An 18,032-nucleotide genomic window follows, 5' to 3' on the forward strand; every position below is an offset into this window, starting at 1 on the left:
CGGGCAGCGACCATGCCGCCCTGCCATGGATGCCCGCAACGGAGGGGCCGATGAAGCTGCTGATTCTGGACCGGGATGGCGTGATCAACCACGACAGCCCGGACTACATCAAGTCGCCGGACGAGTGGATGCCGATCGAGGGCAGCCTCGACGCGATCGGCGCGCTGACCCGCGCCGGCTGGACGCTGGTCGTCGCGACCAACCAGAGCGGCATCGGTCGGGGCTATTACGACGTGGCGACGCTGAACCGGATCCACGCCAAGATGCACCGGCTGGTGCACGACGCCGGCGGCGAGATCGACGCGGTCTTCTTCTGCCCGCACATGTCGGAAGCGCAGTGCCGCTGCCGCAAGCCGGCGCCGGGCATGGTGCTCGACATCGCCAAGCGCTTCCATGTCTCGCCGACCGAGCTGTGGATGGTCGGCGACAGCCAGCGCGACCTCGAGGCGATCGCCGCCGCCGGCGGCAAGCCGCTGCTGGTGCGCACCGGCAACGGCGCCAAGACCGAGGGCAAGAACGGCCTGCCGCCGGGAACGCGGGTGTTCGACGATCTGGCGGCGGTGGCCGACTGGCTCCAGCGCCTCGGCTAATCGCCCATTCCGTCTGGCGGCTGCGCCTTCGCATCCCGGGCTCCTCCGATGCTCGAAATCCTCATGGCCCGCACGGCCATTCCGGTTTCTGCGCTTCGGGCGAACCCGGTCTGCCTTGGCTCGCCCGCCAGCCGAAACGGCCGTCCGCGCCCTACGATTGCACGCTTTGTATAGATGTTCTCTCGATTAACTTTTGATACCTGATACGGACCGGCAATGATCTGGATTCGCTCCATTCTCTACTGGCTCGGCATGGCGATCATCACGCCGCCGTATGCCATCTTCTGCATCCTGATCCTGCCGCTGCCGCCGGTGCTGCGCACGCGCATCATCACCGGCTGGAGCCGGGTGCTGCTGTGGTGGCTCGGCGTGACCTGCGGCCTCCGGGGGCGGATCGTCGGCGAGGAGAACATTCCGGCCGGGCCGGCGATGATCGTCTGCAAGCACCAGTCGGCGTGGGAAACGATGGCGCTGCAGATGGTGTTTCCGCCGATGGTGTTCGTGATCAAGCGCGAGCTGCTGAAGCTGCCGTTCTTCGGCTGGGGGCTGAAGGCGACGTCGCCGATCGCGATCGACCGCTCGAACCGCTCCGAGGCGCAGCGGCTGCTAATGGAGCAGGGGCAGGACCGGATCGGCCACGGTTTCTGGATCACGATCTTCCCCGAAGGCACGCGGGTTGCACCGGGCGAGCGCGGCAAGTACAAGCCGGGCGGTGCCCGGCTGGCGATCGCGCTCGGCATTCCGGTCGTGCCGGTGATGGTCAATGCCGGCGAATACTGGCCGCGCAACTCCTTCCTCAAGCACCCGGGCACGGTGACGATGAAGATCGGCAAGGCGATCGACACGGCCGGGCGCGATGCGCTCGAGCTGACCCGCGAAATCGAGGAGTGGATCGAAGGCGAGCTCGCCGCGATGCCCGACCGCGGGCCCTGCTTCCCCCGGTGAGCACGGTGATCGAGCGGCGCATGCGCCACCCGGGCGGCGAGATCGCCTTTACGGTGAAGCGTAGCGCCCGTCGCCGCTCGATCGGCCTGAAAATCGCCGCCGGCGGCCTGTCGGTCACGCTGCCCGAACGCGCGCCGCTGCTCGACGCCGATCGTGTCGTGGCCGAGCGGCTGGACTGGATTCTCAAACATCTCGCCAACCGGCCCGAACCGGCGCCGTCGCTTGCCGACGGCGCTATGGTCGGCTGGTTCGGCAAGCCGGTCCGGCTCGTCGCCGGCGCAAGGCGCAGCGCCCTCGTCGACGGCGCACTGCACATCGCCGGCGAGGGCGAGACGCTGGCGCCGGCATTGCAGCGCTTTCTGCAGCGCACTGCCCGGGCCTATTTTGCCGAGCGCGTGCCGCTGTGGGCCGGACGGATGGGACTGCAACCGTCGCAGCTCAGGCTGACGTCGGCCGGCACGCGCTGGGGCAGCTGCACCGCCGCCGGCGTGGTCCGGCTCAACTGGCGGCTGGTGCAGGCGCCGTTCGATGTGATCGACTACGTGATTATTCACGAGCTGGCCCATCTGGCCGAGCTCAATCACTCGCCGCGCTTCTGGGCCGTCGTCGAGCGCCATTGTCAGCATTGGCGCGGGTCGCGGGCCTGGTTGAAGACCCACGGCCATGCACTGCTGGCGTGGTAGTGCCGGCCCAATCATTACGGAATTAATTCCTGCCGCGCCCGCTTGCTTTCCCGCTGCGTTGATCTTGAGCAACGACGCGAAGCGTTGCGGGGTGCAACCTTGTTTGCGGGAGGCGGGGGCGATGCATCTCCGCTGCAGTCGATCAGTCCGGGCCACAAGCCCGGATGCAAGCAAGGAATCCGTGATGAAGAAGAAACTGACTCTGATGATGGCGAGCATGGCGCTCGCCGGCTTCGCGTACGCCGGTTCCGGCGCGCAGCAGCAGGTTGATACCATCGCCAGCCAGCTGGGTGTCCAGTTCACCATGCAGGGCAACCTGCCGGCCAAGGACTGCTCGGCACTCGGTGCCGACTGGGCGTCGTGCTACAAGCTGACCTTCACGCTCGACGCAGCCAGCGACATCAAGGGCAAGGACTGGACGATCTATTTCTCCAGCATCCGCCGCGTCCTGCAGCTCGACAACGACCAGTTCAAAGTCACCCACCTGACCGGTGACCTGTACAAGCTCGAGCCGACCGACAAGTTCCAGGGCTTCACCAAGGGCCAGCCGGTGCAGCTGGGCATGATCGCCGAATACTGGCAGGTGTCGATCTACGACACGATGCCGCGCTGGTACGTGACCTCGGGCGACGCGACGCCGAAAGTAATCGCCAGTACCGATACCGAAGACCTGGGCAAGTTCGTGACGCCGTTCAAGGTCGCCGACGCCAAGCGTTCGGCCACCGACAACAACATCATCATGACCACGGCGACCCGTTACGACGCCTACAAGACCACGCCGCTGCTGCCGGCCGGTGACGTCGCCGCACGCATCCTGCCGTCGCCGGTTGCACAGAAGCTCACCGGCAAGACCGCCGACCTGTCAAACGGCATCAAGCTCGACACCCGTGGCCTCGACAAGACCAGCGCCGACGCGCTGCGGGCCCGCGCCAAGGAAATCGGCCTTGCCGCCGGCAGCTACCCGGTGACCGTGCGCATTGCACCGAAATCGCTCAAGGGCGCCGCGGCCAAGGCCGAAGGCTACTCGCTGGTGATCACGCCGAAGGGCGCGCAGGTCGTCGGCCATGATGCCGCCGGTGCGTTCTACGGCGTGCAGTCGCTGCTGTCGCTGGTGCCGGCGCAGGGTGCCAAGATCGTGCCGACGATGGAAGTCGCCGATGCGCCGCGCTTCGATTACCGCGGCTTCATGATCGACATCGCGCGCAACTTCCACAGCAAGGAAACCATCATCGCGGCGATCGACCAGATGGCCGCGTACAAGCTCAACAAGCTGCACATGCACCTGTCGGACGACGAGGGCTGGCGCATCCAGATTCCGGGCCTGCCGGAGCTGACCGATGTCGGCGGCAAGCGCGTCCACGACCTGAGCGAAACGAAGGGCCTGCTGCCGCAACTGGGCCAGGGTCCGGATTCGTCCACCCCGGGGTCGGGCTACCTGACCCGTGCCGATTTCATCGAGATCCTCAAGTACGCCAAGGCGCGCAACATCGAGGTGATCCCGGAAATCGACATGCCGGGCCATGCCCGCGCCGCCGTGGTCTCGATGGAAGCGCGCTACAAGCGCCTGATGGCCGAGGGCAAGACCGAGGCCGCCAACGAATACCGCCTGGTCGATCCGCAGGAAACCACGAACACCACCGGCGTGCAGTTCTACAACCGGATGTCGACGCTGAACCCGTGCCAGCCGGGTGCGCTGAAGTTCACCGACAAGGTGATCGGCGAGGTCGCCAGGATGTACAAGGACGCCGGCCTCAAGCTCACGACCTGGCACTTTGGCGGCGACGAAGCGAAGAACATCTTCCTCGGCGCCGGCTACGCCGACAAGAACGCCCCGGCCAAGGACAAGGACGGCAAGGGCTGGATCGACATGTCCAAGCAGGATCATCCGTGGGCCAAGTCGCCGGCGTGCGAGGCCATGGTCAAGTCGGGCAAGATCGCCGATGTCGAACACCTGCCGGGTTACTTCGCCCATGAAGTCAGCACCCTGCTGCCGAAATACGGCATCAGCAACTTCCAGGCCTGGCAGGACGGCCTGAAGTTCGCCCCGGGCGCCAAGGACTTTGCCGCCAAGAAGGTACGCGTCAACTTCTGGGACACGCTGTACTGGGGCGGTTCCGACACGGCCGCGGACTGGAGCAACAAGGGCTACGGCGTGATCATCTCGAACCCGGACTATGTCTACCTCGACTTCCCGAGCGAGGTTGATCCGTACGAGAGCGGCTACTACTGGGGTTCGCGCGGCAATTCCATGAAGCGCGTCTTCAGTTTCGCGCCGGCCAACCTGCCGCAGAACGCCGAAACGTCGACGGACCGCGACGGCAACGTGTTCGAAGCCAAGGCCAGCAAGCCGATGCCGCCGGTTGAGGGGCTGTCGGCACAGCTGTGGAGCGAGGTCATCCGCACCGACGCGCGTTGGGAGTACATGGCCTTCCCGCGCATCCTCGCCGTCGCCGAGCGTGCATGGCACCAGGCATCGTGGGAACGCCCGTACACCGTCGGCGAACGCTACAAGGCCGGCGAAACCAAGCTCGTCAACGCGCAAGCGCTGAACAGCGACTGGGTTGCCTTCGCCAACGTCGTCGGCCAACGCGAACTCGCCAAGCTCGACAAGGCCGGCATCGGCTACCGCCTGCCGATGGTCGGCGCCAAGGTCGTCGACGGCAAGCTGTCGGCGGTGACCGAGCTGCCGGGCGTGGCGATCCAGTACTCGCTCGACGCCGGCAAGACCTGGCAGGCGTACGACGCCGGCAAGGCGCCGGCCGTCGCCGACGCGAACGCGGCGCAGGTACGCACCGTCAGCTTCGACGGCAAGCGCTTCGGCCGTGCTACCGGGCTGATTGCCAAGTAAGCGGCACTCGCCAGCGACAAACGCCCCGGCATGCCGGGGCGTTTTTTTCAGGCCGGACCGGGCGTATCGGCCGGCGCCCTGCGGCAACCGCCAGGCCCGGGCCGCATCAATCGGCCCGCACGACCAGCATCGTCAGCCGGCGCACGACCGGCAGCACCAGCAGCAGCACCGGAAACGCCACCAGCCACGACAGGCCCCACGCGCCGAGCCAGACCTGCGGAAAACCGCCGGGGCCGATGCCGCGCAGCGTGCTGATGACCGAAACGATGCACGTCATCAGCAGCGACAGCAGCAAGGGCATGACGATGGGGGCGTAGCGGGCGGGGAGTTTGCGGAACGGGGATTGCGAGGAAGACATGGAGGCTCCATAAGCCGGCAGGACAAGGCGCCCCTTCCGGCGGGCGGAAGGACACAACCCCGGCAAATGCCGGCAGAAGTTGGCGCGTTGCTTGACGTAAACGCTTACGGCGGCTTCCCGTGGGGAAGCGCAATGCCGATGCTAAAGGCAAAGGTGCCGGGGTGGCAAGCCGGTGGTTCAGCCCGGCAGCGCGACGGCGGCCGGATCGATGCCGAGGTATTCGGCGATCACCGCGACCACCACGCCGTGATCATCACGCTGCGGCAGGCCGGAGATCGCAATGCTGCCGACGATGCCGGTGCCGCGAATCGCCAGCGGGAAGGCGCCGCCATGCGCGGCGTAGTCGCGTTCGGCCAGCGCATGCTTGCCGGCGAGGCTGTCGCCGCTGTGGGCGAGCTTGAGGCCGATCGCGTACGAGCTGCGGCCGAAGTGCCAGACGGTGTTGCGCTTGCGACGCAGCCAGTCGGCATTGCTCGGCGCGGTGCCGGGCATGGCGAAGAAGAACAGCGGGCTGCCGTTCTGCCAGATTTCGATCGCCACCGGCGTGCCGTACGCGGTGGCGGCGTCGCGCAGCCGGCTGCCGAGCTCGAATGCCGCATCGGCATCGAAGCGGTCGAACTGCAGCAGTGCCTCCTGCTCGGCGATCAGCGCCAGGTCCGCTTCGATACGGGCGTCGTGGTCGGTGTCGGGCTGGGCGCTCATGGCAGCGCCAGTTCGCGGCGTGCTTCGGCGGCGCGGATCGCCAGTTCGATGATCTCCATCACCAGGATCGCCTCGGCGGCCGGCACCGGATTGGCGGCGCCGGCGGTGACGGCATCGCGCACGCCGGCGTAGTAGTGGCGGTAGTCGCCGGGCAGCGTGGCGACCGGTTCGACGCCGGGCACGTCGGCGTCGCCGACATAGCGGATGCCGTGCTGGTGATCGACCCCCCAGCCGTCGCAGCCGGGTTGCCGGCCGGCCTTGAGCTGGTCTTCCTGAACGTCGAGTCCGTGCTTGATATAGCTGGCGAGCGTGCCGTGGACGGCAAAGCGCGGGCCGCCGCCGGGGACGAGGACGCTGCCGTGCAGGATCACGCGGGTCGCCGGATAGCGCAGCAGTACGTGGAAGTAGTCGGTGGCCTGCGCGCCGTTGCGGCGCTTGGCGAAATCGGCGTAGACGGCGTCGGGCTTGCCGAACAGCTGCAGCGTCTGGTCGACGATGTGCGGGCCGAGGTCGTACCACAGCCCGGCGCCCGGCACGTCGGCCTCGCGCCAGCGTGACCGCACCTGCGGGCGGAAGCGGTCGAAATGCGACTCAAACTGAACGACGTCGCCGAGCTTGCCGGTGTCGATCAGCGCCTTCAGCGTCAGGAAGTCGGCGTCCCAGCGGCGGTTGTGGAACACCGACAGCACGCGCCTGGCCTTCTGCGCGATCGCGTCGAGTTCGCGCGCCTCGGCAACCGTGACGGTGAATGGCTTGTCGACGACGACGTGCTTGCCGGCCTCGAGCGCGCGGCGCGCGAGATCGAAGTGGGTGTCGTTCGGCGTGGCGATCACGATCAGGCCGATCGCCGGATCGGCGAGCACGGTGTCCACACCGGCATGCACCGCGACCTGCGGCCAGTCGGCAACGACCTTGTCCTTGCCGCTCGAGACGATGGCGGCGAGCGCCATGCCGGGCACGGCGGCGATCAGCGGGGCGTGGAAGGTCTTGCCGGCGTAGCCGTAGCCGACGAGGGCGACGTTGAGCGTTTCAGCCATGGTGGGTCTCCGTGAGCAGGGTCAGGGTCGTCGAAGGGGAAAGCGGCAGTTGCGGATCGCGGTCGGTGAACACGCGCTCGAACGCCGCCAGCGGCGCGACCGCGTACGGCGCGTGCTCGCCGAACTTGCTGTGGTCGGACACCAGCCACGCCCGCCTGCTGCCGGCGATGAAGGCGCGCTTGATCGCGCCGTCGGATTCGTCGCTGGCGGTGACGCCGAGTGACGGGTGGATCGCGCAGGCGCCCATGATCGCCAGATCGGCGCGGTACTGCTGCGCCATAGCGAGCATCGTCGCGCCGCGGAACAGCCGCTGTGAGGCATCCCACTCGCCGCCGAGCAGGATCAGCTTCACCTGCGCTCGCTCGGACAGCAACTGGGCGATGTCGAGCGAATGGGTGATCACCGTCAGCTTCACATCGGGCAGCGCCTGCGCGACGGCGAGCAGCGAATTGCCGGCATCGAGCATCAGCGTCTGGCCGGGCCCGACCAGTTCGGCAACGCGGCGGCCGAGCGCCTGCTTGACCTCGGGCAGCACCGCGGCACGGGCACTGCGGCGCATGTTCGGCACGTCGAGCGACAGCGCGCCGCCGTGGGTCTTCTGGATCAGCCCGAGTGCGGCGAGCGCGTTCAGGTCGCGGCGTATCGTGTCGTCGGAGACGGCGAGCGTCGCGGCGAGTTCGGCGACGCTGGCGCGGCCCCGGTCGGCGAGCAGGGCCACGATGTGTTGCTGGCGTTCATGCGTAAACATGCGGCCACTATGCGCTTGTGTGCGTTTTTATGCAAACATGGTGCGTTTATTTGCGGTTGTACTCCGGCAGCAGGCCGGAGCGCATCGTCGCGGCGGCGTCCGGGGCGGTGAAAGCCGGCACCGCATTGCGGACCGGGGCCGCGACCGGGCGGGTCGGCGGCTGGCTTTTCACCGGTCTCGATGCAACCTCGCCAGTGCGCAGGCTGCGCCAGTCGGACAGGAAGGCGGCGTACGCGCTGGCATCGAGCCGTGCGGTTTTGCCGCGGATGTAGCGGGCGCCGTCGCAGCGGCTGCCGTCGGCCTTCCACGACAGCCGCGCGGTGTGGGCGACGACGCGTTTGCCCTGCTGGACGGTGCCGAAGCTGCGCACGTAGCGCAGCGTATCGCCGCTGCTGTAGTAGCGGATCGTCGTGCGGCCGTCGTCGCGGGTTTCGACGATCAGCTCGCCGGCGTCGCTGCCGGCACGGGTGATCTTGCGGTCGTCGCCGGTGTCGACCGGGCGGGCGGTGGCGCCGGCGTTGTCGATGCGGGCGCTGAGGGCCAGCGCGTCGCTTTCGCAGCGCGGCGCGGCCAGTGCGGGGAGGGCGGCCACGCTGCAGAGCGCGGCCAGCAGAAGGCGGATCATCCGGTGGATCTCGCAAGGGACGGGATCCTTGATGGTCTCATTCGCGGCCGGGCGAGTTCCCGTCACTAAGGCCGCTTGCCGACGGACTGCCGATCTGCCTCGACATGGTGCCAAACCTGTCCCAGTCGGTGAGCGAGCCCGTTTGCTCCCGCCCGAAGCGCAGCAACCGGAATGGACATGTGGTCCATGAGGATTGCGAGCATCGGACGGGGGCAAAATGCGCAGGCGCAGCCGCCGAATGGGACAGGTTTCAGCGCCCCATGCCGCCGACCTGCTGCGCCAGATAGGTCGCGTAGTTGTCGGTCATCCCGCCGATGAAGTCGAGCACGCGCTGGTAGGCGTCGTACAGCGGCCATTCCTTTTTCGGCGCGTTGTAGTCCATCAGGTCGAGCACCCGGCGCATCCGGAACGGCAGCTCGGGGCTGACCTTGAGCTGGTAGGCCGCGTTGCAGAAGGCGTCGAGCAGGATGTCGAGGCAGGTGAACGAGCCGACCTCGATCTCGATCTTGCGCCGTTCGTTGAAGATGCGTTCGCGCGCCAGCTGTTTGGCCTCAAGGATGCCGTGGCGCATCGTCGCCGGGCAGTCATTGAGCAGGTCGCCCTGGTAGCTGCCGTCCATCAGCCGCTCGTAGCGGGCGAGGAAGGTCGCGGCGACGTCGCGCACGCAGCGGTCGATCGCCTTGCCGCGCAGCAGCGAAATCTTGCGCCGGGTGCTCGGCGCGGCGGCCACCTCGAGCGCCAGCAGTTCGCGGTCGCCGCCGGCGATCTTCATCAGGATCGGTTCGACGGTTTCGTACGCGAGCATGCCGATCTCGATGCCGTCCTCGAGGTCGAGGATCGCGTAGCAGATGTCGTCGGCCGCTTCCATCAGGTAGGAAAGCGGATGGCGCGCCCAGCGGCCCGGTGCCAGCTCGGGCAGGCCGAGCTCGAAGGCCACCTGCTGCAGCTGCGGCAGCTCGCTCGCATAACAGCTGAACTTGCCCTTGGGGCCGGCGTGCTCGCTGGTCCACGGGTATTTGAGCGTCGCGCCGAGCGTCGCGTAGGTCAGCCGCAGCCCGCCCTCGAAGCGGTGGTTCTCGAGCTGGGTGATGATGCGGAAACCCTGCGCGTTGCCCTCGTAGGTGGTCAGGTCGCGGCGCTCGTCGGGGGCGAGGTTCTGCAGCAGGTAGGCGTGCTCGTCGCGGCGGAACCAGTCGCGGATCGCGTATTCGCCGGCATGGCCGAAAGGCGGATTGCCGATGTCGTGCGCCAGGCACGCGGCCTGGACGATGGCGCCGAGGTCGTACGGGTTGACGTGGGCGGGCAGCCGGTCACGGATCGCCTCGCCGACCAGCACGCCGAGGCTGCGGCCGACGCAGGCGACTTCGATACTGTGCGTCAGCCGCGTGTGGACGTGGTCGTTCTCGGTCATCGGGTGGACCTGCGTCTTGCGGCCCATGCGCCGGAACGGCGAGCAGAACACGATGCGGTCGTGGTCCTTGTGGTAGTTGCTGCGGCCGGCCTCGATCGGCGTGGCCCGGTCGGTGCCGAGCCGGTCGGCGGAAAGCAGTCGCTGCCAGTCCATTGTCATGTCGTTTTGTCCGCGTCGATGTGGCTCCGATTATACGGTTGCGACCCCGGTGCGAACCCGTTTGGCGGCGCATTGTGGCCGCAGGCGGCGAATCCGGCGCAATCCCTTGTCTTTGTTGGTAAAAACGCCTGTCCCCGGGGGGGAAAGCCGCTAAACTACGGGCCGTTTTTTCTCGGGGAACAACATGGCGCTCTTGGAGATCCGCGACGTGGTCAAGACCTTCGGTGACTTCACCGCGGTCAACCATGTCAGCCTGTCGGTCGAGGCCGGCGAATTCTTCACGCTGCTCGGTCCGTCCGGCTGCGGCAAGACGACCCTGCTGCGCATGCTCGCGGGTTTCGAGCAGCCGGATTCGGGCGAGATCCTGCTCGACGGCAAGAACGTCGCCGGCGTGCCACCCGAGAAGCGCCCGGTGCACACGGTGTTCCAGAGCTACGCGCTGTTCCCGCACATGACCGTCGCGCAGAACATCGCCTTCCCGCTGAAAATGGCCAGGGTGTCGCCGGCCGAGATCAAGGCGCGCGTCGACGAGGTGCTCGACGACGTGCGGCTGACCCAGTTCGCCACGCGCTTCCCGCACGAACTGTCGGGCGGCCAGCGCCAGCGTGTCGCGATCGCCCGCGCGCTCGTCAACCGCCCGCGGCTGCTGCTGCTCGACGAGCCGCTGTCGGCGCTCGACGCCAAGCTGCGCGAGGACATGCAGATAGAGCTGATCAACCTGCAGAAGGAAGTCGGCATCACCTTCGTCTACGTGACGCACGACCAGGGCGAAGCGCTGGCGCTGTCGCACCGGATCGCGGTGATGAACAAGGGCGAGGTCGCCCAGCTCGACGTGCCCGAGACGATCTACAGCTACCCGAACAGCCGCTTCGTCGCCGACTTCATCGGCCAGTGCAACCTGCTCGACGCGACCGTCGTCGGCATGGCCGACGACAAGATGAAGCTCGAAATCGAAGGCGTCGGCATCGCCGAAGCGCTGCCGGTGGCCGGCGCGAGCGTCGGCGCCAAGGGCACGCTGACGCTGCGGCCGGAGAAGATCAAGCTCGGTGCCAGCCTGCCGGCCGGCGACGAACACGAGGTCCATTTCAAGGGCAAGGTCCACGACTGCCTGTTCCTCGGCGACGTGACGATCTACATCGTCGAGCTGGACAACGGCATGCTGGTCGAGACGATGCTGCCGAACGCCGCGTCGGGCCGCGCGCGCTTCTTCGACGACAATGACCAGGTCGAACTGGCGTGGCGTTTCGACGCCGGCCACTTCGTCCTCGCCTGACGGGATACCGAGATGCGCAACAACCGCCTGGGGCGCTGGCTGATTTCCGGCCCGCCGCTGCTCTACCTGCTGCTGTTCTTCGCGATTCCGTCGGCGATCATGGCGTTCGCCGCGTTCCGCTTTCCCGGCGACTACGGCGGCCTGCTGCCGCTGATGGACGTCAACCCGGACACCGGCAAGACCGAGCTGCTGATCAACGCGGGCAACTACGCCGATTTCCTGACGCTGGAGAACTTCACCCGCTTCTTCCAGGAGCCGGTGTTCTTCGAGCTCTTCCTCAAGTCGTTCTGGTACGCCGGGCTGACGACGGTGATCTGCCTCGTGCTCGCGTATCCGCTGGCGTGGCTGATCGCGCGCAGCCCGAAGAAGCACCGCGACCTGCTGGTGCTGCTGGTGATCCTGCCGTTCTGGAGCAACTTCCTGATCCGCGTGTACTCGTGGATGATCATCCTCGGGCCGCAGGGCTATTTCGCCAAGACGATCAACGCCATCCTCGGCGTCGTCGGCGTCGGCCCGGTGCAGTTGCTGTTCAGCCATTTCGCGGTGATCCTGGTGCTGGTCTACGTGCACCTGCCCTTCATGGTGCTGCCGCTGTACGCCAACCTCGAAAAGCACGACATGAACCTGCTCGACGCGGCGCAGGACCTCGGCGCCAGTGCCTGGCAGCGCTTCTGGCGCATCACCTGGCCGCTGTCGCTGCCCGGGGTGTGGGCCGGCGCGGCGCTGGTGTTCATTCCGGCACTGGGGATGTTCGCGGTGCCCGACCTCGTCGGCGGCACCGACGGCATCATGATCGGCAACCTGATCAAGCAGCAGTTCCTCGACAGCCGCGACTGGCCGTTCGGTGCCGTGCTGTCGATCATGCTGACGCTGGCGGTGCTCGCGCTCGCCGGGCTGGCAACGCTGATTGGCCGGGGAGGCAAGCGCAATGCACTCTGAGCAACCCGGTCGGCCGCGTTGCGCGGCGGAAGGTCTAGCCATGAGCCGTGGAGGAAATGAACACGATGCACGCTAAGCAATCGAAATGGCTGTGGGGTGCGGCGGGGCTGGTCTATCTGTTCCTGTACCTGCCGCTGATCATCGTCGTCGTCTACTCGTTCAACGACTCCAAGCTCAACGCCGAGTGGGTCGGGTTCACGTTCAAGTGGTACGAGATCCTGTTCAACGACGCGCAGATGCTCACCGCGGCGCGCAACACGCTGATCATCGGCCTCGTCACGTCGCTGTGCGCCACCGTGCTCGGCACGCTCGCCGGGCTGGCGATGTACAAGTACAAGCTGCGGCTCTTGCCGGTGCTGGTGCTGACGCCGATCGCGATTCCCGAAATCCTCATGGGCGTGTCGCTGCTGATCTTCTTCGTCATGCTCAACATGACGCTGGGTCTGGTCTCGGTGGCGCTGGCGCACATCGCGTTCTGCATCGGCTTTGTCGCCATCGTCGTGCGCTCGCGACTGCAGGGGATGGACGAGTCGCTGGTCGAGGCCGCGCGCGACCTCGGCGCGACGCCGATCCAGGCGTTCCGGCTGGTGACCCTGCCGCTGATCATGCCCGGTATCATCGCCGGCGCGCTGATGGCGTTCACGCTGTCGATCGACGACTTCGTCATCACCTTCTTCACCGCCGGCGCCGGCGCGTCGACCTTGCCGCTGCAGATCTACTCGATGATTCGCATTGCGGTGACGCCGGAAGTGAATGCGATCTCGACGCTCCTGATGCTGCTGACGCTGGCGCTGATCATCATTGCCAGCAAGGTCGCACCGGGTGCGATCAAGGCGCAGTCCTGAGCGAGAGACCCATGCGCAACCCGCTCGAACTTCACTGGGTGGATTTCTGCCCGGATTGAACCGTGCCCCCGCCTGCGGGCGGGGTTTCCCTCACGTGCGGATGAACCGCACCGGCCTCGTGCCACTTTTTTAAAGGCGAATGCTGATGAAAAAGCTGCTTCTTCCCCTTCTCCTTGTGTCCAGTGTTGCCGCTCATGCCGAGGGGGTCATGCACCTCTTCAACTGGAACAACGCAGTCTCGAGCGACACGATCAAGCGCTTCGAGGCCGAGTGCAAGTGCACGGTGCAGGAGACCTACTACGGGTCGATGGAAGAGGCGCTCGCCAAGCTGACCGCCGGTGCCAAGGGCTTCGACGTGATCGGCCCGTCGAACTACGGCATCCCGCCGCTGGCCAAGCTCGGCCTGCTGCAGCCGCTCGACAAGAGCAAGCTGCCGAACATCAGGAACCTGAACCCGGCATTCGCCAACACCCCGCTCGATCCGAACAACCGGTACTCGGCGCCGTACGACTTCACCGTGACCCTGGTCGGCTACAACGCCGACAAGCTCAAGTCGCTCGGCATCGACCCGAGCAGCTGGGCGGTGGTGTTCGATCCCAAAGTGCTCGCCCGGATCAAGGGCAAGGTCACCGTGCTCGACGACCCGCGCGAGGTGATCGCCGCCGCGCTGCGCTACAACGGTTACTCGGCCAACTCGCAAAAGCCCGAGGAGCTGAAGAAGGCCGTCGCGACGATCAAGGCTGCCAAGCCGTACTGGGCCGCGTTCAACAGCCAGAGCTACATCAAGGAGCTGACGCTCGGGAACATCTGGGTCGCGCTCGGCTACTCGAACGACCTGTTCCAGGCCAAGCAGGACGCGGTCAAGGCCAAGCGGGCGTTCAAGGTCGACTACACGCTGCAGAAGGAAGGCAACGGCATGACCGCCGACTCCTTCGTCATCCACAAGAGCGCGCCGCGCCCCGATCTGGCGCACCAGTTCATCAACTTCATGCTCGACGGCAAGAACGCCGCCGGCATCACCAACAACATCGGCGCCGGCAACCCGAATGCCGCGGCCAAGCCGTTCATCAACAAGGAACTGCTGGCCGTTCCGGCGATCAACCCGAATGCCGACCAGGTCAAGCAGCTCGAACAGCTGAGCGACCTCGATGCGACGACCCGCCGTGCGTGGAACAGGGCGTGGACCGACATCAAGGTCGGCGGCTGACCGAGCGCGGCCAATCAAGCCCTGCTGGCTGCGTTGCGCTCGCTTGCCGTACTCGTTTGTACTGTCTGCGCTTCGCGCGCCTTGCCAGCACCGTTTCACTGGGCTTGCTTGGCCGCTCCTCTAGCTAAGGATTAGGGCTTGTCGCAAGCCCGGTCGTGACATTTGCAAACACGGCGGCTTGCGGCATCATCTGCCTCGTCGACGCGGTGCACAGGTACCGCGTTTTTTTCGGATAGCACGGAAAAAACATGAAAAAACTGCTGCTGGGCTTGCTTCTGACCGCCGGCGTCGCCCAGGCCGACGACGTCCTCCACGTCTACAACTGGAACAACTACATCGCGCCGGAAACGGTGAAGCGCTTCGAGGCCGACTGCAAATGCCGCGTGGTGCAGGATTATTACGGCGCGATGGAAGAAATGCTCGCCAAGCTCGCCGCCGGCGCCAAGGGCTACGACGTGATCGTGCCGACCGGCTTCGCGATCCAGCCGCTGGTCAAGCAGAACCTGCTGCAGCCGCTCGACAAGGCCAAGCTGCCGAATGCCAAGAACGTCAATCCGGCCTTCCTGAACGCGTCCTTCGACAAGGGCAACCAGTATTCGCTGCCGTACTCGTTCACGACGACGCTGGTCGGCTACAACGAAACGCGGCTGAAGGAAGCCGGCATCGACCCGACCTCGTGGTCGGTGATTTTCGATCCGAAGGTGCTCGCCAAGATCAAGGGCAAGGTCACCGTGCTCGATGACAGCCGCGAAGTGTTCGCCGCCGCGCTGATGTACAACGGCTACCCGGCGAACTCGGTCAAGCCCGACGAACTGAAGAAGGCCGCCGCAACGATCAAGGCGGCCAAGCCGTACTGGGCCGCGTTCAACAGCCAGAGCTATATCAAGGAGCTGACGCTCGGCAACATCTGGGTCGCCCACGGCTACTCGAGCGACATGTTCCAGGCGGCGCAGGACGCCAAGGCGGCCAAACGTCCGTTCAGCGTCAACTACACGCTGCAGAAGGAAGGCAACACGCTGTCGGTCGACAATATGGTGGTCCTGAAGACCGCGCCGCGCCCCGATCTGGCGGCCAAGTTCGTCAACTTCATGCTCGATGGCAAGAACGCCGCCGAGCTGACCAATATGGTCGGCACCGGCAACCCGAACGCCGCGGCTGCGCCGTTCGTGAAGCCGGAGATCAAGAAGATCAGCGCGGTGTTCCCGGACGCGAACGCGATCAAGAAGCTGCAGCAGCTCGGCGCACTCGAGGGCAAGCAGCTGCGTGACCTGAACCGGCTGTGGACCGAAGTGAAAACGTCCAAGTAAGGGCAACGGGGTGGGCACGCCCACCCCGTTTCATTCATGCGCTTTCCGCCGATCAGCTATCTTGCGCACCAGGTTGCGCAGTCCCGCGTCTCGCAGTATTTCTTCTACTGCTATCTGCTCGTCATCCTGACGATCAGCTTCTATCCGTTCAGCGGCTGGCGCTACACCGGCGAGCCGATCTTCGCCTTCTACACCTACCCGCTGCCGTACTACTTCACGCTGTTCGACAACCTCGTCAACGTGCTTGCCTACGTGCCGCTCGGCGTCGCCGTCGGGCTGATGGCGCGGCGCCGCTGGTATGCGTGGCCGCTGGCGGCGCTGGTCGGCACCTTGCTGTCCGGCTCGATCGAGTTCGTCCAGCAGTTCCTGCCCGACCGGGTCGCGTCGAACCTCGACATGCTCAGCAACGGTTTCGGCGCCAGCATCGGTGGGCTGATGTCGCTGGTCATTGCCAACCGCCGCTGGCAGCGCGCATGGCAGGTGTTCCGGCACAGCCATCTGGCCGAGAGCACGCTGGCCGAGTGGGGGCTGGTCTGGCTCGGGCTGTGGTTCGTCACCCAGTTCGATCCGTCGGTGCCTTTCCTTGGCGTCGTCGTCGCGCCGCGCGGGATCCCGCAACCGTTCGAATCGCCGCTCGCCGATCCGGCGCTGTTCCTTTCCCTGCTCGAGGCGGGCGGGATGATGCTGCACCTCGTCGGCGTTGCGCTGTTCGTCTCGGTACTGGTCAAGCACGTGCGCGAGGTGCCGGCGGCGATCCGGCTGACGCTGCTCGCCGGACTCGTCGTCAAGCTCGCCTTCGCCGGCATGCTGCTGCAGCCGGCGCAGTTCTTCGCCTGGATCAACCGCAACATCGTCATCGGCGGCCTGGTGGGCGTGCTGCTGCTGTGGGGGCTGTGGCAACTGCGCCGGCGCCTGCGGGCGCTGGTCGGTGCGCTGGCGCTGGCCGCTGCGGTGGCGGTGGGCTGGATCTGGCCATTGAGTCCGCAGCTGTCGGCGACGCTGCCGCTGTTCCGCTGGCACTACGGCCACCTGACGCACTTCAACGGTCTGGCGTCGGTGATCGGTGACGTCTGGCCCTACGGTGCGGTGCTGATCCTGCTGGGCGCGGTACTGGCGCGGCCGGATTCGGGCGAGCGCTGGCCATGAAAAAAGCCGCGGCATGCCGCGGCTTTTTTCATCGTGGACCGGTTCAGGGCCTGACCTGAAGCTCGACCGGCGGATTGGCGAACAGCTCGCCGGCGAGCAGCTTGTCGTACATCGCCGGGTCGCGCCATTCGGCGCAGACCTGCTCGGAGAAAACGATGTCGTTCAGCGCGATCGTGCCCATGCGCGGGTTGTACGCGTCGTCGCGGAACGCCTGCGCGTAGCCGGTATCGGTTTCGTGGGCGATCACCGAGTGCAGCACCACATCGCCTTCGCCGTTGGCCATCGTCGTCTGCCTGAGCAGCGCGTCGATGACGACGAAGAACAGCCGGGCGAACTGTTCGGCCGACGGCGATACCGGCAGCGAGATCCAGCGCGCCGAGAAGCGCTGGCACAGCGCGATGTAGTCGGGGTCGTCCTTGTCCCAGAAGCAGACCGCGTGGTCGAACGCGTCGATCACGTCCTTGATCGTGCCCTTCATCAGTCCGAAGTCGTAGACCATCTGGCCGTGATCGAGCGCATGCGCTTCGAGCAGCACCTCGACCTTGTAGCTGTGGCCGTGGATCGACCGGCGGCAGCGGTCGGATGAACAGTTGCGCACGATGTGCGCGTTTTCGAACTTGAACAGCTTGCGGATCAGCATATTGGATTAACCGAGTAACTCACTCGGGTTTTATCAGATGCGCTTGCCGGCGGCAAGGTGAATGCCGGCATGCCAAACGGGAGGGATGTCTACGTTCGCTGAGGCAATACCATTCCGGCGGCAAAAGGACTGGGCGGCATCGATGCAGGCTAGGGGGCTGATATTTCGTTGTTTGCTTTTGTGAGTAAGTTTTGTGAAATTAATGTTGTCGGCCGATGTCGCGCAGGTGCCAAAAACAGGCTGCAGTTGATCGGAGACGAACGGCAATCACGCCCGTTCCGCCGGACCGACTACCCGGAAGCAAGCGGAAAACTACATGAGCATTTGCTGATATTTTTGCATTTCGCCAATGCGGTATTGCAAAAAAACATTCTAAAACATGATGTTGTGATCTACTCGACGCAGGCCGTTTTGGGCGCTCCGATCGCAATGTGTAGTCGGTTTGGCGCGTTCTGCGTCGTGGTTACATGCCGTTCAGCCTGCCGCCGGGCGGTGCCTTGACAGGCCGGACGGCTTCGCGAGTAATCAGGCTTCGCCATGCATGGGCTCGCATTCTGCACGGGTCCGGC

At 65.8% G+C, this 18,032-nt stretch carries 18 protein-coding genes; 10 read left to right on the top strand and 8 right to left on the bottom strand.

What is annotated here, in order from left to right; all coding sequences use genetic code 11:
- Positions 1–50: 50 nt before the first annotated feature.
- From gmhB to BJP62_RS13310, 4 genes are all read left to right on the top strand, one after another.
- Positions 51–590, top strand: coding sequence for a D-glycero-beta-D-manno-heptose 1,7-bisphosphate 7-phosphatase (gene gmhB, locus BJP62_RS13295; protein WP_070530302.1), 540 nt, complete (start codon positions 51–53; stop codon positions 588–590).
- 216 nt (positions 591–806) lie between these two features.
- Positions 807–1,535, top strand: a complete 729-nt coding sequence (locus BJP62_RS13300) for a 1-acyl-sn-glycerol-3-phosphate acyltransferase (protein WP_070530304.1) — start codon at positions 807–809, stop codon at positions 1,533–1,535.
- Positions 1,532–2,218 carry a M48 family metallopeptidase gene (locus BJP62_RS13305; protein WP_083300915.1) on the top strand — a complete coding sequence of 229 codons (687 nt, stop codon included), beginning with the start codon at positions 1,532–1,534 and terminating at the stop codon, positions 2,216–2,218. The genes BJP62_RS13300 and BJP62_RS13305 overlap by 4 nt, the downstream gene beginning before the upstream one ends.
- Positions 2,219–2,402: 184 nt before the next feature.
- Positions 2,403–5,066, top strand: a complete 2,664-nt coding sequence (locus BJP62_RS13310) for a family 20 glycosylhydrolase (RefSeq protein WP_070530306.1) — start codon at positions 2,403–2,405, stop codon at positions 5,064–5,066.
- A gap of 106 nt (positions 5,067–5,172) precedes the next feature.
- Here the strand turns inward: BJP62_RS13310 and BJP62_RS13315 are convergent, their stop codons facing one another.
- The 6 genes from BJP62_RS13315 to BJP62_RS13340 form a co-directional block, all read right to left on the bottom strand.
- Entirely contained in the window at positions 5,173–5,424 is a 252-nt protein-coding gene (locus BJP62_RS13315; RefSeq protein WP_070530308.1) for a DUF2798 domain-containing protein, read from the bottom strand.
- Between the two features lie 177 nt (positions 5,425–5,601).
- A complete protein-coding gene (locus BJP62_RS13320; protein WP_070530310.1) occupies positions 5,602–6,126 on the bottom strand; it encodes a heme-degrading domain-containing protein in 525 nt (174 codons plus the stop codon).
- Positions 6,123–7,163, bottom strand: a complete 1,041-nt coding sequence (locus BJP62_RS13325) for an oxidoreductase (protein WP_070530312.1) — start codon at positions 7,161–7,163, stop codon at positions 6,123–6,125. Before BJP62_RS13325 ends, BJP62_RS13320 begins: the two co-directional genes overlap by 4 nt.
- Positions 7,156–7,911 carry a DeoR/GlpR family DNA-binding transcription regulator gene (locus BJP62_RS13330; protein WP_070530314.1) on the bottom strand — a complete coding sequence of 252 codons (756 nt, stop codon included), beginning with the start codon at positions 7,909–7,911 and terminating at the stop codon, positions 7,156–7,158. Before BJP62_RS13330 ends, BJP62_RS13325 begins: the two co-directional genes overlap by 8 nt.
- A gap of 46 nt (positions 7,912–7,957) precedes the next feature.
- Complete coding sequence (locus tag BJP62_RS13335; RefSeq protein ID WP_070530316.1) at positions 7,958–8,536, bottom strand: hypothetical protein; 579 nt, start codon at positions 8,534–8,536, stop codon at positions 7,958–7,960.
- Positions 8,537–8,786: 250 nt separating this feature from the next.
- Entirely contained in the window at positions 8,787–10,106 is a 1,320-nt protein-coding gene (locus tag BJP62_RS13340) for a deoxyguanosinetriphosphate triphosphohydrolase (protein ID WP_070530318.1), read from the bottom strand.
- Positions 10,107–10,290: 184 nt separating this feature from the next.
- Here BJP62_RS13340 and BJP62_RS13345 point away from each other — a divergent pair, with 184 nt between their 5' ends.
- The 6 genes from BJP62_RS13345 (at position 10,291) to BJP62_RS13370 (ending at position 16,823) form a co-directional block, all read left to right on the top strand.
- A complete protein-coding gene (locus BJP62_RS13345) occupies positions 10,291–11,379 on the top strand; it encodes an ABC transporter ATP-binding protein (protein ID WP_070530320.1) in 1,089 nt (362 codons plus the stop codon).
- Between the two features lie 12 nt (positions 11,380–11,391).
- Positions 11,392–12,318, top strand: a complete 927-nt coding sequence (locus BJP62_RS13350) for an ABC transporter permease (protein ID WP_070530321.1) — start codon at positions 11,392–11,394, stop codon at positions 12,316–12,318.
- A gap of 65 nt (positions 12,319–12,383) precedes the next feature.
- The gene (locus BJP62_RS13355; protein ID WP_070532730.1) at positions 12,384–13,163 is read left to right on the top strand and encodes an ABC transporter permease; all 780 of its coding nucleotides are present in this window, start codon (positions 12,384–12,386) and stop codon (positions 13,161–13,163) included.
- Positions 13,164–13,371: 208 nt separating this feature from the next.
- A complete protein-coding gene (locus BJP62_RS13360) occupies positions 13,372–14,370 on the top strand; it encodes a spermidine/putrescine ABC transporter substrate-binding protein (RefSeq protein WP_308417866.1) in 999 nt (332 codons plus the stop codon).
- Positions 14,371–14,618: 248 nt separating this feature from the next.
- Positions 14,619–15,677 carry a spermidine/putrescine ABC transporter substrate-binding protein gene (locus BJP62_RS13365; RefSeq protein ID WP_070530323.1) on the top strand — a complete coding sequence of 353 codons (1,059 nt, stop codon included), beginning with the start codon at positions 14,619–14,621 and terminating at the stop codon, positions 15,675–15,677.
- Positions 15,678–15,713: 36 nt separating this feature from the next.
- Complete coding sequence (locus BJP62_RS13370) at positions 15,714–16,823, top strand: VanZ family protein (protein WP_070530324.1); 1,110 nt, start codon at positions 15,714–15,716, stop codon at positions 16,821–16,823.
- 43 nt (positions 16,824–16,866) lie between these two features.
- On the opposite strand, the gene BJP62_RS13375 is transcribed toward BJP62_RS13370, so the two are convergent.
- Positions 16,867–17,463 carry a 6-carboxytetrahydropterin synthase gene (locus BJP62_RS13375; protein ID WP_070530326.1) on the bottom strand — a complete coding sequence of 199 codons (597 nt, stop codon included), beginning with the start codon at positions 17,461–17,463 and terminating at the stop codon, positions 16,867–16,869.
- Between the two features lie 33 nt (positions 17,464–17,496).
- Positions 17,497–17,730: a hypothetical protein gene (locus BJP62_RS18495; protein ID WP_145927207.1), complete on the bottom strand. Its 234-nt coding sequence runs from the start codon at positions 17,728–17,730 to the stop codon at positions 17,497–17,499.
- Between the last annotated feature and the right edge of the window lie 302 nt (positions 17,731–18,032).

The organism is Jeongeupia sp. USM3, assembly GCF_001808185.1.
Taxonomy (GTDB): Bacteria; Pseudomonadota; Gammaproteobacteria; order Burkholderiales; family Chitinibacteraceae; genus Jeongeupia.

Coding starts and splice junctions, on each gene's coding strand:
- gmhB (WP_070530302.1), top strand. CDS start 51: ATGAAGCTGCTGATTCTGGACCGGGATGGCGTGATCAACCACGACAGC.
- BJP62_RS13300 (WP_070530304.1), top strand. CDS start 807: ATGATCTGGATTCGCTCCATTCTCTACTGGCTCGGCATGGCGATCATC.
- BJP62_RS13310 (WP_070530306.1), top strand. CDS start 2,403: ATGAAGAAGAAACTGACTCTGATGATGGCGAGCATGGCGCTCGCCGGC.
- BJP62_RS13315 (WP_070530308.1), bottom strand. CDS start 5,424: ATGTCTTCCTCGCAATCCCCGTTCCGCAAACTCCCCGCCCGCTACGCC.
- BJP62_RS13320 (WP_070530310.1), bottom strand. CDS start 6,126: ATGAGCGCCCAGCCCGACACCGACCACGACGCCCGTATCGAAGCGGAC.
- BJP62_RS13325 (WP_070530312.1), bottom strand. CDS start 7,163: ATGGCTGAAACGCTCAACGTCGCCCTCGTCGGCTACGGCTACGCCGGC.
- BJP62_RS13330 (WP_070530314.1), bottom strand. CDS start 7,911: ATGTTTACGCATGAACGCCAGCAACACATCGTGGCCCTGCTCGCCGAC.
- BJP62_RS13335 (WP_070530316.1), bottom strand. CDS start 8,536: ATGATCCGCCTTCTGCTGGCCGCGCTCTGCAGCGTGGCCGCCCTCCCC.
- BJP62_RS13340 (WP_070530318.1), bottom strand. CDS start 10,106: ATGACAATGGACTGGCAGCGACTGCTTTCCGCCGACCGGCTCGGCACC.
- BJP62_RS13345 (WP_070530320.1), top strand. CDS start 10,291: ATGGCGCTCTTGGAGATCCGCGACGTGGTCAAGACCTTCGGTGACTTC.
- BJP62_RS13350 (WP_070530321.1), top strand. CDS start 11,392: ATGCGCAACAACCGCCTGGGGCGCTGGCTGATTTCCGGCCCGCCGCTG.
- BJP62_RS13355 (WP_070532730.1), top strand. CDS start 12,384: ATGCACGCTAAGCAATCGAAATGGCTGTGGGGTGCGGCGGGGCTGGTC.
- BJP62_RS13360 (WP_308417866.1), top strand. CDS start 13,372: ATGCACCTCTTCAACTGGAACAACGCAGTCTCGAGCGACACGATCAAG.
- BJP62_RS13365 (WP_070530323.1), top strand. CDS start 14,619: ATGAAAAAACTGCTGCTGGGCTTGCTTCTGACCGCCGGCGTCGCCCAG.
- BJP62_RS13370 (WP_070530324.1), top strand. CDS start 15,714: ATGCGCTTTCCGCCGATCAGCTATCTTGCGCACCAGGTTGCGCAGTCC.
- BJP62_RS13375 (WP_070530326.1), bottom strand. CDS start 17,463: ATGCTGATCCGCAAGCTGTTCAAGTTCGAAAACGCGCACATCGTGCGC.